Origin of the sequence: Cryobacterium sp. MDB2-A-1 (assembly GCF_004402675.1) — a bacterium.
In the GTDB taxonomy this organism is placed as follows: Bacteria; Actinomycetota; Actinomycetes; order Actinomycetales; family Microbacteriaceae; genus Cryobacterium; species Cryobacterium glucosi.
Window position 1 is genome coordinate 41,523 of sequence record NZ_SOFK01000026.1, and the last position, 14,332, is coordinate 55,854.

The window sequence follows — 14,332 nt, forward strand, 5'->3', positions numbered from 1 at the left end:
TGCTTTCTGGAGCACGACGAGGGGTAATGCGACGGGTATGCAACGCATTTTCAAGGAACGGGATCGACTGCTGCGCAGGGGCGCGCAGCTGACGGGGCTCGCTGGTTCCATCGCCACGTTCCTGGCGCTTCTGATACCGGGCGGCCTCGACCGGTTGGCGCTCACCCTGAGCCTTCCCCTGCTCCTTGTCATCGTCGGCGCCCAGTACTTGCTCGGCCGCAACGGTCACCTGCGATGGGCGGCACTCCTCGTCGTCTGCGGGGTGGCCATGATCCTCGTGATCGGCTTCGTCGGCACGGGAACATCGGGACTCAACCTCGGCGAACAGGCAGTGATAGCGTGCGTCGCCTCGCCCGCCATCGGTTCCATCGCCCTGGTACTCGTCACCACCTCGCGCCGGCTGATCATGCTGGGCGTCGCCTTCGGCGCGACGCTCGCGAGCGTGCTCGCTGCCGCGCGGCTCAGCACCGACGCACTCGTCCCGGTCATGCTCACGATCACCGGCTGGTTCGCGATCGCGATCGCCGGATGGTGGATCGCGCAGAGCATCCCCCGCGTCATGCAGCGCATCGCCGAAATCGGCCGTGCGCACCTCGCCGAACGGCACGCGAGCGAGCTCGAGGCCCAACGCCGGCAGGACGCCAGGCTCCTGCACGACACCGTCCTCGCGACCCTCACCCTGCTCGCGCACTCGGGCGTCGGCGTGAGCCCCGCCGCCTTGCGTCAGCAGGCCGGCGATGACGCCCGGCTGCTCAGGCAGCTCCGGCTCGGCGGGCTCCCGACCCCGCACCGCTCCGGCGTCTACACGCTCGAACCCGCGTCGGAGTCGACCCTCGGCAGCACCCTCGAGTCCGTGAAACAGCGCTTCAAGCGGATGGGGCTCGACGTGGACTGGCACGGGAGCGGCCAGGTCCTGCTGCCGAGCACCGTTCTGGACTCCTTCCTGCTCGCCCTGGGCGAGTGCCTCGAGAACGTGCGCAGGCACGCAGGGGTCGCCCGCGCCGACGTCACGATCACGGACGACGACACGACAGTCCGTGCCATGGTGACCGACGCCGGCGTCGGTTTCGACCTCGCGGCGGTGAGCCCGGAACGCCTCGGTTTCGCCGAGTCCGTCGTCGCCAGGCTCCGCGACGTCGGCGGCAACGCCCGGCTGTTCTCGTCCCCGGGTTCGGGAACGACGGTCGTACTCGAGGTGCCCAAGTGAGCACCCGCGGCGTGACCGTGCAGCCGGAGCGCGGCATCCGTCGACCGGCCAGGCGCGCCGTCACCGAAGCCGGCCCGCTCGCAGAACACGGACGCCAGGAGCGCCAGGATCGCCGCCGCAGCTTCCGCAGGCCGGAGCGAACGGTCAAGACGACGCGCGCCAACCAGAGCGGCCTCGGTGGACGCCACCTCGGGATCGGCCTCTCCGTCGCCGGCGGCATCGTCGCGGCCTACCTGTTCTGGGAGTACGTCGAGCAGTGGCCCCGGTACACGATTCCCGTCCCGACCCTCGTGGCGTGGGTGATCCTCGTGGCGGCGACGGCGTTCGCGATCGCCGTCGTTCAGCGACTCTCCGCACGGATGCCCGACTGGCTGTTCGCGGCGGCCCTCGCGTCCGGCGCGGTCGTCATCGCACTCGACCTGGCCGGCTCGCACGCCGGCGCCGACCGGGGGGTCTTCCCGACCGCCGCCGCCGCGGTCGGGAGCCTGCTGATCGCGCTCGTGACCGTTCGGCGAGGCAGGGACGTCGTCTCTTCCACAGCCGTCCTCGGAACGCTCCTCGCCGTGTTCGCGATCACAGAGCCGCGCAGCAACCCGCTGTCCTTCGCGCCGGAGCTCGTCGCGTTCGGGCTCGCGGTGATACCCCCGCTCCTCGGCGTCGCGATCGTCCGCTCGTTCCACCGGATGGTGCAGCGCGAACTGGACCTCGTGCTCGTACAGAGCACGGTCTCCCAGCCGCGGTTCGCCGTCGGCATGCTCGCCTCCGAGGAACTCGCGCGGATCGACCTCGACGCGGAGACCTTGCTCGACGATGTGTCCAAGGGCCGCACCGCGCTCCCCCTCAACGCGGCCAAGTCGACGACCGCGTCTTCGCTCGCGACCCAGTTGCGGCTGCACCTCATCCAGGGCCGCAGGGAGACCTGGCTGTACCACGCCATCACGGAGTCCGAGTTCCTCGGCCCCTCGGTGAGCCTCAACGACCCGGCCGGGCTCGCCGGGCTGCTCGATCCCGCCCAGCGCGACGCCCTGCTGCGCACCATCTGGCTCCTGATCAGCGACACCCAGCGCCCCGAGGCATCCGTCGCCCTCTCCCTCGGTCCGATCCGCCCGACGAATGGCCTGATCGACCGGCAGAAGTTACGATTCCCCATCGAATTGGCCACCACGGGTGTGCCTCGGCGCCGGGTCGACCCCGAGACGTGGCAAGCTATCCGGGTAGTTGGCCCGCACATCGCGTCGAGCCGGGGTGGCAGTCTCCACGTGGAGATCGAGTGCAGCATTGACAATCCCGCAGATGCGTGAAATTTTCTGGTCCGGCATCGCCGGGCTTCCAGTCGGATGCACAGGCAATAGGAGGCAACAGTGACGAACATCAGCACGACGACCCGGGCGGCGGCGCCCAGTCGGGAGAATCCGATCCGGCTTGCTCTCGTGGACGACCACCGGATGCTGCTGGGGGCGTTGACGGAGTGGATCCGCGGCGCCGCAGACGACATCAACATGGTCGCCGCTGTGACGACGTGGCCGGAACTTCTCACCCACCCCGAATTCCCGGTGGACGTCGTTCTCCTCGACCTCGATCTCAAGGACAACATCCCGGTTTCGCTCAAGATCTCGACCCTCAAGACGGCCGGTGTCAAGACCGTCCTGATGAGCACGTACTCGGAGCCCGGCCTCGTGCGCGAGGCACTCGCCGCCGGGGCACTCGGCTACCTCGTCAAGAGCGAAGAAGCCGGCATGATCGTCGACGCGATCCGGGCAGCCTTCGACGGGGAGTCGTACATCTCCGCTGAACTCGACGAAGCGCTCAGCGCCGGAACGGGCGGCGGTTCGCCGAGACTGAGCGCACAGGAACGCCGCGTGATGGCTCTCTACGGTGCCGGCGAGCCCGTCAAGGCCGTTGCCCACCAGCTCGGCATCTCCGAGGAGACCGCCAAGTCCTACCTCAAGCGGATCCGCGAGAAGTACCGTCTTGCGGGCTTCGACGTCGGAACCAAGGTCGCGCTGCGGAAGCGCGCGATTCACGACGGGATCCTGCTGCAGACGGACTGAGCTCGAGCTCCCGACCCTCTGTCGGAGTCTTCCGTGACCGTCGCAGGCGCAGACCGCGCCGACCCGAGTCGCGAAAGGTTCCGACTTCGGCGTTAAACGGCGTCCGTGACGACCTCGATGAGGGCGGTGCCGTACGGCACGTGCCGTCCGTTGCGGCGCCAGGACCGGTCGATCGCGAAGCTCACGACCGCGAGCGAAAGTCCGATGACGCTCAGGACCGCGCCGATCCAGACCGGGGCGACGTAGCCGAGGCCGCCGGCGATGGCCAGGCCGCCGAGGAACGCGCCGAGCGCGTTGCCGATGTTGAGGGCCGAGTGGTTGAGCGCAGCCGCAATGGACTGGCTGTCGTGCGAGACATCCATCAGCCGGGTCTGGATGACCGGGGACAGCCCGGCCGCCGCGCCGCCGACGAGGAAGACGCCGGCCAGGAGTCCGGGCAGGAACTGGGCGGACAGGGCAAGTCCCACCAGGGCAACGATCATCACTGCGAAGAACCCGTAGAGGGTACGGCGGACGCTCTTGTCGGCGAGGTGGCCGCCGAGCAGGTTGCCGACGGTCATGCCGAGGCCGATGACCACGAGCACGAGCGGAACGGCGCCCGCGCCGAGGCCGGTCACCTCGATGACGAGCGGGGCGACATAGGTGTAGACGGCGAAGAGGCCGCCGAAGCCGATCGCCCCGATACCGAGCGCGAACCAGACCTGCAGCCGACCGAACGCCTTCAGCTCGTTGCGCATCGTCGCGAGCGCGTTACCCGCCTGGAACGGCACGAGCAGGATCACGGCGAGGAAGGTGACCGCGAAGACGGCGGCGACGACGAGGTAGGCGACCCGCCAGCCGGACACCTGCCCGATCCAGGTGATCACGGGCACGCCGATCACATTGGAGATGGTCAGGCCGCTGAGCACGAGCGCGACGCCGCGCGCCCGCTTGCCCGGGCCCATCAGGTCGGCAGCGACGAGCGAGGCGATGCCGAAGTAGGCGCCGTGCGGGAGCGCGGCCACGAACCGGGCCACGAGCACGAGCCCGAACGTCGGCAGCAGGGCGGAGGCGATCGTCGCGAGGGTGAACGCGGCGAGCAGGGCGAGCAGCAGCTGCTTGCGCGGCCAGCGTGCCGCTGCGGCCGCGATCGTCGGGGCTCCGACGACGACGCCGAGAGCGTACGCCGAGATCAGCCAGCCGATCTGGGCGTTCGCAGCGTCCGGCGCTGTCGCGTAGAGGCCGGGCAGGAGATCCCGCGCGAGGTTCGGCAGCAGCCCCATCGCCACGAATTCGGTCGCGCCGATGCCGAAGCCGCCGAGGGCGAGGGAGAGCAGGGCAAGGCGGATGCGGGCCGGAGACAGAATCGCCGACCCGTCGGTGGGTGGGGGCATGCGGTCCAGCCTAGGGCCGGACGGTTGCGGCGGGAAGCGCCCGGCAGCATCCGCCTGCCCGTGCGGTGCCTGCTATGCCGCGCCTCCGGCCGCCCGTGCGTTCTCGAGCGCGACCTCGAGGCGTTCGACCTTGCCGGTCAGCTCGCCGGTGCGACCGGGGCGGATGTCCGCCTTGAGCACGAGGGACACCCGCGGCCCGAAGGCGCCGACGGCCTCCGTGGCGGCCTTGACGACGGCGAAGACCTCGTCCCAGGAGCCCTCGATCGTCGTGAACATCGAGTCGGTGTGGTTCGGCAGGCCCGAGTCGCGGACGATCCGGACGGCCGCGGCGACGGCGTCGTGCACGGAACCCTCGGCATCCTGGGCTCCGGAGGGCGAGACGGAAAAGGCGACGAGCATGATTACTCCCTGGGGATGAGGATCGGGCGGTCGAGGCCGGCCGCCGGTGGGTCGTGCGGGGCGGCGTTGCCGTTCCCGTGGCGGCTGCCGTGCTGGGCGGAGCTGCTGCCGAGGGTCCACACCTCGCGGACGGCCCAGGCGAGCACGACGAACTCGAGCACGTTGCGCATGGAGAGGGCGAGCACCATCAGCGGGTTGGCGACGAGCAGCCAGTCGTACAGGTAGGGGTAGACGACCTGGGTGAGCCCGGCGATGACCGTGACGAGGATGGTCGGGGTACGCCAGCCGCGCCCTCGCAGGAGGATGCCGAGGATGGTCGGCGCGGCGAGCCAGATCACGAACTGCGGAGAGCCGACCTTGTTGACGGCCATCAGCGTCACGACGAGCGCGAGGACGAGCGGCGGGAACAGCCTCTCGAAGCTCGCCCCTGCCCGTGTCGCCCGCACCGCGATCAGCAGCACCGCTGCGATGCAGAGCGCGAGGACCGGCGTCATGAGCGCGACGGCGATGAAAGATCCTGGGCCGACGACCTGGAAGGTGAGGATGTCGTGGTCGTAGTAGATGTAGCTGCCCGGGATCCGCAGCGCGGCCTGCACCATCCAGATGGCGCCGACGGGAGACTCGATCTGGATGCCGCGGTTGGCCTGCTCGGAGATGAAGCTGAACACGCGGAGGCCGCTGCCGAGGCTGAGCGCCGTGACCACGATGACGGCGCTCGTGGCGAGGAAGGCGTAGCCGGCGCGCATCCGTTGCTTCGATGCGATGACAAGCGCCGCGATGACAGCGATCGGCCAGATCTTCACCCACGTCGCGAGCGTGAGGATCACGGTGCCCCAGACCGGCCGGGTCCGCAGCCACAAAACGGCGAGGATGACGAGCGGGGCCGTGATCGAGTCGATCCTGGCGAGCGCGATCGGACCGAGCAGCAGGAGGAAGGCCAGCCACCAGCCCGCGGCGAGGAGCGCGCGCGGCCCGCGGCGCCGGCCGGTCAGGGCCGCGAATGCGACCGCGTTGAGGAGGGTGACGATGCCGAGCCAGGTCGCCGTGTACGAGGCGGTGCCGAAGGCGAGGGCCGCGAAGATCGGCACGACGGCGAGCAGGGGGTAGACGAAGGGCGCGGTGATGCCGACGAGGGCCACTCCGCTCGCGGCGTCGGTCGCCCAGCCGAGGTAGACGACGTCGACATCGCCGAGCGGCCAGCCGATCGCGGCGAAGCAGATGTAGACGAGCCAGGCGTGCACAGCGATGAATCCGGCCCAGAGCAGGATGCGCAGGCTCGGCCCCGACGCGAACCGCACCGGTGGTTTCGGGGGGAGGGAATCGGGCACGTTCCACTTTCCCACACCCCGGTGTTCTTAACGAGACCGTCACATTCGCTGGTGGGTGCCGACGACCGCGAAAACATGCGTCATGATGGCCAGAGACAGTCATCTCGAGGAGTGGTCAATATGGTGAATCGCCGCAGGTCCCGTCACATTTTTGTGCTCGCCCTCTCCGTGGCGGGTGCGCTCCTGTTGAGCGCCTGTTCGGCAGCGAGCCCCACCCAGGGCAGCGCCCCGTCCACGAACGCGGAATCGCTGAGCTCCCCCGATCCCACGTCGTACCTCACACCGGGCAAGCTCACGATCGGAACCGGGGAACCCGCGTACTTCCCCTGGGTTATCGACGACTCACCAGCATCCGGCAAGGGCTTCGAAGCCGCCGTCGCCTACGCCGTCGCCGGCAAGCTCGGCTTCGCGAAGGAGAACGTGACCTGGGTGCGGAGCACCTTCGACGAGGCGATCGCTCCGGGGCCGAAGGCCTTCGACTTCAACCTGCAGCAGTTCTCGATCACGGCCGAGCGCGCCCAGCAGGTCGACTTCTCCTCTCCGTACTACGAGACCACCCAGGCCGTGATCACCGTCAGCACCTCTCCGGCGGCCGCCGTGACCTCGCTCGCCGGACTCAAGGGTCTCCTGATCGGGGCCGCGACCGGCACGACGAGCTTCACGGAAGCGGAGAAGCTGATCGCACCGACCCAGGGCGTGCAGGCGTTCAACACGAACGACGACGCGAAGCTCGCACTGCAGAACGGCACCGTCGACGCGATCGTCGTCGACCTCCCGACAGCGTTCTACCTCACCGGGGTCGAACTCGACGGCGGCACGATCATCGGGCAGCTGCCCGATGCCGCAGCGGGGTCGAGCAGCCAGACCCCCACCCCCGGCGCAACGCCCGGCGCCCAGGCGGGTACCGACGCATTCGGCCTCGTCCTCGCCAAGGACAGCCCACTCACCGCCGCCGTGAGCGCCGCCGTCGACGCCCTGCGCGCGGACGGAACCCTCGCGAACCTCGCCGATACCTGGCTCGCCGGCAACGCGGACGCGCCCGTCCTGAAGTGACACCGGAGGAAGGTCCAGTGGCCGGTCCCGACCTGGTCACCGACACGGTCACCGACACCGGTCGGCCGACGCGGCCGTCGAGCGCGGTCGAGCTCGGCCGCCGGGCGTACCGGCGCACGCAGACCGCCCGGTCTGTGCTGCTGAGCGCGGTGAGCACGGTCCTCTTCGCGATCGTGATCTGGGTGTTCGTGGTCAACACGCCGGGCTGGACCCGGGTACAGCAGTCCTTCTTCGACCCCGCCGTCGCGGTGAAGGCCTGGCCGCGCGTGTTCGAGGGACTGTTGCTCAACATCCGCGTGCTGCTCGTCGCCGCCGTCGGCGTGCTGATCGTGAGCCTGCTGCTCGCGACACTCCGCACCCTGCGCGGCGCGGTCTTCTTCCCGCTGCGCGCCCTCGCCGCCGGGTACACCGACCTGTTCCGCGGGTTGCCGCTCATCATCGTGCTCTACCTCGTCGGCTTCGGGCTGCCCGGCCTCGGGGTGTTCCCGAAGCTGCCCTCGTATGTCTGGGGCACGATCGCACTCGTCCTGACGTACTCGGCCTATGTCGCCGAGGTGTGGCGCGCCGGGATCGAGGCGGTTCACCCCTCGCAGGTGCTCGCCGGTCGCTCGCTCGGCCTCAGCCACGGCCGCACCCTGCGCACGATCGTGCTGCCGCAAGCGCTCCGCAAGGTGACGCCGGCCTTGATGAACGACTTCGTCGCGATGCAGAAGGACGTCGGCCTGATCAGCGTGCTCGGCGCCGTCGACGCGGTCAGGGCCGCCCAGATCGAGACGGCGGCGAGCTTCAACTTCACGCCGTACGTGCTCGCCGGGCTGCTTTTCGTGCTGCTCGCCCTGCCGATGATCCGCCTCACGGACTGGCTGTCCGCCCGGATGCGCCGCCGCGAGCAGGTCGGTGGGGTCGTATGAGCGAGGCAGCGAATGCCGTCGTTCCGGTCCTCCGGGTCGACGACGTCTACAAGAGCTTCGGCTCGGTTCCCGTGCTCCGCGGCATCGACCTCGTCGTGCACGAACACGAGGTCGTCGCACTGATCGGGGCGAGCGGGTCCGGCAAGTCGACCCTGCTCCGCGTGATCAACCTGCTCGAGCGCGTCGACGACGGGCAGGTCTGGCTCACCGGCCGGGACATCAGCGACCCGCGCGCGAACGGGGACGCCGTGCGCGCCAGGATCGGCGTGGTGTTCCAGCAGTTCAACCTCTTCCCGCACCTGAGCGTGCTCGACAACGTCACCCTCGCCAGCCGGATCGTGCACCGGGTGCCGCGCCGCACGGCCGAGGCGCGCGGCCTCGAGCTGCTCGACCAGATCGGCCTGTCCGCGAAGGCCCGCGACTTCCCCGACCGACTGTCCGGCGGCCAGCAGCAGCGTGCCGCGATCGTGCGGTCGATCATGACGAACCCCGAACTGCTCCTCCTCGACGAGGTGACGAGCGCGCTCGATCCCGAGCTCGTCGGCGAGGTCCTCGACCTCGTGCGGCAGCTCAAGCAGTCGGGAACGACGATCGTGATGGCGACCCACGAGATGGGCTTCGCGCGGGACGTCGCCGACCGGGTCGCGTTCATCGACGCCGGCCGGGTCCTCGAGTTCGGGCCGCCGGAGCAGGTCTTCGACGCCCCGCGCGAGCCCCGCACCCGCGCCTTCCTCGCCCGCATCCCGCGCCGCTGATTCGGTCCGGGTCAGGGGCGGAGGAGGGCCGCGATCGTCGCGGGGATGGCCTCGGCGACATCGAGGGCCACAAGCGGGCCGCCTGCGGACGCCCGGGCCGCCGCGAGGCCGTGCACGAGCGCCGCGGTCGCCGCGAGGACGGCGCAGGCCTCGGCATCCGCTTCGAGCGCCGCGGCGTGGGTGGCGAAGAGTGCGCCGAGGATGCCCCCGAGCACGTCCCCCGCGCCGGCCGTCGCGAGCCACGGCGGGGCACCGGTCACCGTGAGCCTGGCACCGCCGGGCGAGGCGACGTACGTCACAGCCCCCTTGAGCAAAACGGACACGCCGAGCAGGTCGGCAGCGCGCACGGCCCACTCCCCCGGGTCCGCCGCGATCTCCGCGGGCGTCACGTCGACACGCCGCCCGGAGCCCGCGCCGGAGAGCAGCCCGGCGAGCTCCCGGTAGTGCGGGGTGATCACGGTCGGGCCGCTGTGACTGCCGACGAGGTCGAGGGCGCCCGCGTCGCACACGACGGGAACCCCCTCGGCGAACGCGCCCTCGAGCGCCTCGAGCGTCGCCGGCGAGCGCTCGGAGGCGTCCATCCCGGAGCCGAGCAACCAGGCCTGCACCCGCCCCTGCGCTGTGACGATCTCGGGCCTGCGCTGCAGCACGAGGCTCGTGGCCCGGCGCGGGCCGAGGTAGCGCACCATCCCGAGCCCCGTGCGCATGGCCGCCTCGACCCCGAGCACGGCGGCGCCCGGGTAGGCGCGTGAGCCCGTGCGCACGCCGAGAACCCCCCTGCTGTACTTGTCTGCGGATGCCCCTGGCACGGCGATCCACTCTCGCGCCCGCTCATCGTCCCAGGCCTGCCATCCCGCGAAACCACTCATGACCCCACGATAGATTGGTTTGCGTGCCACTGACCCAGCCCACCCCCGCCCAGCAGCCCGCCCAGCCCCTCGCCTTCCGCCCCCTGACCGTCCGGGGCCTGACCGTGCGTAACCGGCTCTGGGTCGCCCCGATGTGCCAGTACTCGATCCTGAAAGAGGACGGCGTGCCGGAGGACTGGCACCTCGTGCACCTCGGCGGCCTCGCGGCGGGCGGGGCCGGCCTCGTCATCGCCGAGGCGAGCGCGGTGAGCCCGGAGGGTCGCATCACCGCCCGAGACACCGGCATCTGGAACACGGAGCAGGCCGACGCCTGGGCCCGCATCGTCCGCTTCATCCACGGACAGGGCGCACGCGCCGGCATCCAGCTCGCGCACGCCGGCCGCAAGGCATCGACCTGGCCGGCCTGGGGCACCGACAGCCACGGCGCCGTCCGGCACGGCACCGTCCCCGCGGCGGAGGGCGGCTGGCCGACGCTGTCGGCGTCGACCATCCCGTTCCCCGGCTACGCGGCTCCCGTCGCCCTCGACGCCCGCGGCATCGACATGGTCGTCGACGATTTCGCCGCCGCGGCCGTCCGCGCCATCGAAGCCGGCTTCGACGTGCTCGAGATCCATGCGGCACACGGGTACCTGCTGCACCAGTTCCTCTCCCCGCTCAGCAACGACCGCACCGACGAGTTCGGCGGTTCCCTCGAGAACCGCGCCAGGCTGCTGCTGCGGGTCGTCGCGGCCGTCCGCGCGGCGGTCGGCGAGTCGCATCCGCTCTTCGTGCGTTTCTCGGCCACCGACTGGGCCCCGGGAGGCTGGACCCCGGAGGAGACCGCCATCGTCGCCGGCTGGGCGCGCACCGCGGGCGCCGACTTCTTCGACATCTCCTCCGGCGGCAACGTCACGGGCGTGCAGATCCCGCTCAGTCCCGGCTACCAGGTGCCGCTCGCCGCTTTCGTGAAGGGCGAAGCGGATGTCCCGGTGAGCGCGGTCGGACTCATCACGACCCCGGCGCAGGCCGAGGAGATCCTCGCGAGCGGGCAGGCCGACGCCGTCATGCTCGCGAGGGAACTCCTGCGCGACCCGCACTTCCCGTTGCGGGCAGCCCACGAACTCGGGGCGACGATCGACTATTGGCCGCCGCAGTACCTGCGCGCCCGCTGGCCGGAGGCCTGAGCGCCCCACCGACCCGGCGCTCACTCCGGCCAGACGCTCAGGGCGTCTGGCCCTTCACGCCGTCTGGCCATTCACACCGACTGGGACACGCAGATGAAATTCCCTTCCGAATCCCGGAACCAGGCAGCCTTGCCCTCGGAGTCCGTTGCGATGCCATTCTCGGTCTTGAGTCCCGGCACGTCGTACTCCTCGAACACAACTCCGCGGCTGCGCAGCGCGGCCATTTCGGCCTCGAGGTCGTCTGTCATCCAGCCGAGCGCGGTGTTCCTGGCCGTGCCGGCGTTCTCGGTTTCGTAGACCTGCACCCTGGCCCCGGACGGCGTGCGGTAGACGAGCCCGTGCTCGTGCTCCTCCGCCGGTTCGAGCCCGAGCTTGTCCCGGTAGAACTCCCTCGCGCGCTTCAGGTCCTTCGCCGGCAGTACCGAATAAGCTTCCAACTGGCTCAACATGAGTCTGCCTCACTTTCTTTCGGCGCACATTTTACGCCCTCGAGCACCCGCCGTCGAGGTCCCGGCCTGCCCGCAGCGTCCGTCGAACCCGGTACCTCGACGCCGCTCAGAGACGCCGGGTCGCGTCCTGCACTTCGCCGACGAGCTCTTCGATGATGTCCTCGAGGAAGAGCACCCCCGTCGTCGCCCCGACTGCGGTGAACGAGCGGGCGAGATGTGCCCCGGAGCGGCGCATGGTCGCGAGCGCGTCCTCGAGGTCGGTGCCTTCGTAGATCGACACGAGCTGGCGGATGCGCTTGGCCGGGATGGGATCGGCGTAGCTGCCGAGGCCGTTCCCGGCGGTGCTGCCCGTGACGGGGATTCCCGCGTCGCCGTCGAGGTCGATCACGTCCTTGAGGTGCACGTAGCCGGTCGGCTCCCCTTCGGCGGTCACGAGCACGTAGCGCGAGAAACCGTGCTTGGTGACGGCCTTCTCCACGTCGGCCGGGCTTGCGGACTCCGGCAGGCTGATCAGGTCCGCGAGCGGGACCGCGACGTCGCGCACCTTGCGGGTGGTGAACTCGAACGTCGCGCTGAGCGCACCGGTTCCGTCGCGGAGCACGCCCTCCCTGGTCGACTCCGACACGATCGTCGCGACCTCCTCGAGCGTGTACGTGCTGTTCGCCTCGTGCTTGGGCTCGACCCGGAACAGCCTCAGGACACCGTTGGCAGTCGAGTTGAGCGCCACGATCAGGGGCTTGACGAGGCGTCCGAAGAACACGAGCGGAGGCGCGAGCACGAGCACGGCCTTGTCGGGGATCGAGAACGACAGGTTCTTCGGCACCATCTCGCCGAACACGACGTGCAGGTAGGAGACGAGCAGAAGCGTCACGATGAACGCGATCGCGGTGAGCGCCTCGTCCGGCAGCCCGGTCAGGGCGAGCGGCGCCTCGAGCAGGTGGTGGATCGCCGGCTCAGAAACGTTCAGGATCAGCAGCGAGCACACCGTGATGCCGAGCTGGGTCGTCGCGAGCATGAGCGTCGCGTGCTCCATCGCGTAGAGCGCCGTCCGGGCGCCCATCCGGCCGACGGCTGCGAGCGGCTCGATCTGGGAGCGCCTCGCGGAGATGACCGCGAACTCGGCGGCCACGAAGAAGGCATTTCCGGCGAGCAGCACGAACAGCCAGACGATTCCTGCCCAGTCACTCATGACGGCGCTCCTTCGGCTTCGCCGCGGTGGGTCGGGTGGGCGCAGAGGGTGCCGTCGCCGGCGTCGCCAGCGGTACGGGTGCGACCGCGACCGTGGTCCCCGGCTCGGACTCGGTCTCCGGTTCCGGCTCCGACGTGGGCGTGAAGCGGATGCGGTCGATCCGGCGACCGTCGAGACGTTCGACCGAGAGCTCTCCCGTTGCGATGCCGACGACGTCGCCGACGACGGGCAAACGGCCGAGCTCGCTCATCACGAAACCCGCGACCGTCTCGTACGGGCCGTCCTCAGGAACCACGACGCCGGTGCGTTCGAGGAGTTCGTCCGGGCGGAGCATTCCGGGGAAGGTCAGGGAGTCCGGCGAACGCACGACCCCCGCCCTGGTGCGGTCGTGCTCGTCGGCGACCTCGCCGACCAGTTCCTCGACGAGGTCCTCGAGGGTCGCGACACCGGCGGTTCCGCCGTATTCGTCGACGACGACGGCCATCTGGTAGCCGCGGCCGCGGAGTTCGACGAGGAGGCCGTCGAGTTTCATGGTCTCCGGCACGCGAACGGCCTCGGACTGGAGTGCGGACACCGGGACATCCGCCCGGCGGTGCCGCGGCACGGCGACGGCCTGCTTCACGTGCACGATGCCGACGACGTCGTCGACGCCCTCGTCGACGACGGGGAACCGCGAATACCCGGTTTGGCGGGTGAGGTCGATCACGGCCTGGGCGGAGGCGTTGCGCTGGATGCTCGCGACGCGCGGGCGGGGCGTCATGACGTCGGCGGCGGTGTGGCCGGAGAAGAGCAGGGTGCGGTGCAGCAGCGTCGCCGTGTCCTTCTCGAGCAGGCCGGCACTGGCAGAACGCCGCACGAGCGAGGAGAGCTCCTCTGCGGTGCGCGCTCCGGACAGCTCTTCCTTGGGTTCGATCCCGATCGACCGGAGCACGGCGTTCGCGCTGCCGTTGAGCACGGTCACGGCCGGGCGGAACACGGTCGTGAACAGGGTCTGGAACGGGATCACGAGCTTCGCGGTCTTGATCGGCAGGGCGAGGGCGAAGTTCTTCGGCACCAGCTCGCCGATGATCATCGAGGCGAGGGTCGCGATCACGATCGCGGCCGTCGAGGCGACGACGGGCACGACGAGTTTCGGGAACCCCGCAGCCAGCAGCGGCGGCGCGAGCAGGCTGCTGATCGCGGGCTCGAGAGCGTAGCCGGTGAGGAGCGTGGTCAGGGTGATGCCGAGCTGGGCGCTCGAGAGATGCGTCGAGGTGATCTTCAGGGCCGCGATGGTCTTCGCGAGCCGCGTCTCTCCGCGGGCCTGCCTGGCCTCGAGGTCGCTGCGCTCGAGATTCACGAGGGAGAACTCGCTCGCGACGAAGAGGCCGGTGCCGATGGTCAGGATGATGCCGACGCCGAGCATGACCCACTCAAACATCGCGGGGCCCGGCGTCCGCTGTCGTTTCAGCTGTCGTTGCAGCTGTCGTCACAAGGGGAAAACCGTTCTCACGGGGAGAACGGTCACTGGGCGAATTCGCAGGAGGAGGGTCGTCCATTATTCATCCAACTATACCGTGCAGGTCCCGTGCGGGACCGGGTGCGC

Annotated in this window: 14 protein-coding genes; 7 read left to right on the forward strand and 7 right to left on the reverse strand. The window is 70.0% G+C overall.

The genetic code is table 11. The features are described 5' to 3' along the window. Positions 1-37 precede the first annotated feature (37 nt). The 3 genes from E3O39_RS08870 to E3O39_RS08880 all read left to right on the forward strand — a co-directional run bounded on the left by E3O39_RS08870 (position 38) and on the right by E3O39_RS08880 (position 3,258). On the forward strand, positions 38-1,207 hold the full coding sequence (locus E3O39_RS08870; protein ID WP_134449783.1) for a sensor histidine kinase: 1,170 nt from the start codon (positions 38-40) through the stop codon (positions 1,205-1,207). Next, positions 1,204-2,508: a hypothetical protein gene (locus E3O39_RS08875; protein WP_134449782.1), complete on the forward strand. Its 1,305-nt coding sequence runs from the start codon at positions 1,204-1,206 to the stop codon at positions 2,506-2,508. The genes E3O39_RS08870 and E3O39_RS08875 overlap by 4 nt, the downstream gene beginning before the upstream one ends. Before the next feature lie 69 nt (positions 2,509-2,577). After that, a complete protein-coding gene (locus E3O39_RS08880) occupies positions 2,578-3,258 on the forward strand; it encodes a response regulator transcription factor (protein WP_255454140.1) in 681 nt (226 codons plus the stop codon). A gap of 92 nt (positions 3,259-3,350) precedes the next feature. Here the strand turns inward: E3O39_RS08880 and E3O39_RS08885 are convergent, their stop codons facing one another. The 3 genes from E3O39_RS08885 to E3O39_RS08895 form a co-directional block, all read right to left on the reverse strand. Next, positions 3,351-4,631, reverse strand: coding sequence for an MFS transporter (locus E3O39_RS08885; protein WP_134449781.1), 1,281 nt, complete (start codon positions 4,629-4,631; stop codon positions 3,351-3,353). A 72-nt stretch (positions 4,632-4,703) separates the two neighbouring features. After that, complete coding sequence (locus E3O39_RS08890; RefSeq protein WP_134449780.1) at positions 4,704-5,030, reverse strand: thiamine-binding protein; 327 nt, start codon at positions 5,028-5,030, stop codon at positions 4,704-4,706. 2 nt (positions 5,031-5,032) lie between these two features. Continuing rightward, a complete protein-coding gene (locus E3O39_RS08895) occupies positions 5,033-6,358 on the reverse strand; it encodes a glycosyltransferase family 87 protein (RefSeq protein WP_166787412.1) in 1,326 nt (441 codons plus the stop codon). Positions 6,359-6,478: 120 nt separating this feature from the next. On the opposite strand from E3O39_RS08895, the gene E3O39_RS08900 reads away from it, so the two are divergent. Genes E3O39_RS08900 through E3O39_RS08910 form a run of 3 tightly spaced genes read left to right on the forward strand, consistent with a single transcriptional unit; the run spans position 6,479 to position 9,077 of the window. After that, on the forward strand, positions 6,479-7,411 hold the full coding sequence (locus tag E3O39_RS08900; RefSeq protein WP_134449778.1) for an ABC transporter substrate-binding protein: 933 nt from the start codon (positions 6,479-6,481) through the stop codon (positions 7,409-7,411). A 17-nt stretch (positions 7,412-7,428) separates the two neighbouring features. Continuing rightward, positions 7,429-8,322: an amino acid ABC transporter permease gene (locus E3O39_RS08905; protein WP_370294764.1), complete on the forward strand. Its 894-nt coding sequence runs from the start codon at positions 7,429-7,431 to the stop codon at positions 8,320-8,322. Continuing rightward, complete coding sequence (locus tag E3O39_RS08910) at positions 8,319-9,077, forward strand: amino acid ABC transporter ATP-binding protein (protein WP_134449777.1); 759 nt, start codon at positions 8,319-8,321, stop codon at positions 9,075-9,077. Before E3O39_RS08905 ends, E3O39_RS08910 begins: the two co-directional genes overlap by 4 nt. An 11-nt stretch (positions 9,078-9,088) precedes the next feature. On the opposite strand, the gene E3O39_RS08915 is transcribed toward E3O39_RS08910, so the two are convergent. Further along, positions 9,089-9,946: an ADP/ATP-dependent (S)-NAD(P)H-hydrate dehydratase gene (locus E3O39_RS08915; protein ID WP_134449776.1), complete on the reverse strand. Its 858-nt coding sequence runs from the start codon at positions 9,944-9,946 to the stop codon at positions 9,089-9,091. Between the two features lie 23 nt (positions 9,947-9,969). Here E3O39_RS08915 and E3O39_RS08920 point away from each other — a divergent pair, with 23 nt between their 5' ends. Continuing rightward, positions 9,970-11,109, forward strand: coding sequence for an NADH:flavin oxidoreductase/NADH oxidase (locus tag E3O39_RS08920; RefSeq protein ID WP_370294765.1), 1,140 nt, complete (start codon positions 9,970-9,972; stop codon positions 11,107-11,109). Between the two features lie 71 nt (positions 11,110-11,180). Here the strand turns inward: E3O39_RS08920 and E3O39_RS08925 are convergent, their stop codons facing one another. The 3 genes from E3O39_RS08925 to E3O39_RS08935 form a co-directional block, all read right to left on the reverse strand. Beyond that, positions 11,181-11,558: a VOC family protein gene (locus E3O39_RS08925; RefSeq protein ID WP_134449775.1), complete on the reverse strand. Its 378-nt coding sequence runs from the start codon at positions 11,556-11,558 to the stop codon at positions 11,181-11,183. 106 nt (positions 11,559-11,664) lie between these two features. Continuing rightward, entirely contained in the window at positions 11,665-12,747 is a 1,083-nt protein-coding gene (locus tag E3O39_RS08930) for a hemolysin family protein (protein ID WP_134449774.1), read from the reverse strand. Continuing rightward, a complete protein-coding gene (locus tag E3O39_RS08935; protein ID WP_134449773.1) occupies positions 12,740-14,167 on the reverse strand; it encodes a hemolysin family protein in 1,428 nt (475 codons plus the stop codon). The genes E3O39_RS08930 and E3O39_RS08935 overlap by 8 nt, the downstream gene beginning before the upstream one ends. Positions 14,168-14,332: the final 165 nt, after the last annotated feature.

Bases quoted from the DNA above. Each gene is read 5' to 3' on its own strand.
- E3O39_RS08885 (WP_134449781.1), bottom strand. From the start codon at position 4,631: ATGCCCCCACCCACCGACGGGTCGGCGATTCTGTCTCCGGCCCGCATC.
- E3O39_RS08925 (WP_134449775.1), bottom strand. From the start codon at position 11,558: ATGTTGAGCCAGTTGGAAGCTTATTCGGTACTGCCGGCGAAGGACCTG.
- E3O39_RS08890 (WP_134449780.1), bottom strand. From the start codon at position 5,030: ATGCTCGTCGCCTTTTCCGTCTCGCCCTCCGGAGCCCAGGATGCCGAG.
- E3O39_RS08900 (WP_134449778.1), top strand. From the start codon at position 6,479: ATGGTGAATCGCCGCAGGTCCCGTCACATTTTTGTGCTCGCCCTCTCC.
- E3O39_RS08910 (WP_134449777.1), top strand. From the start codon at position 8,319: ATGAGCGAGGCAGCGAATGCCGTCGTTCCGGTCCTCCGGGTCGACGAC.
- E3O39_RS08930 (WP_134449774.1), bottom strand. From the start codon at position 12,747: ATGAGTGACTGGGCAGGAATCGTCTGGCTGTTCGTGCTGCTCGCCGGA.
- E3O39_RS08915 (WP_134449776.1), bottom strand. From the start codon at position 9,946: ATGAGTGGTTTCGCGGGATGGCAGGCCTGGGACGATGAGCGGGCGCGA.
- E3O39_RS08935 (WP_134449773.1), bottom strand. From the start codon at position 14,167: ATGTTTGAGTGGGTCATGCTCGGCGTCGGCATCATCCTGACCATCGGC.
- E3O39_RS08870 (WP_134449783.1), top strand. From the start codon at position 38: ATGCAACGCATTTTCAAGGAACGGGATCGACTGCTGCGCAGGGGCGCG.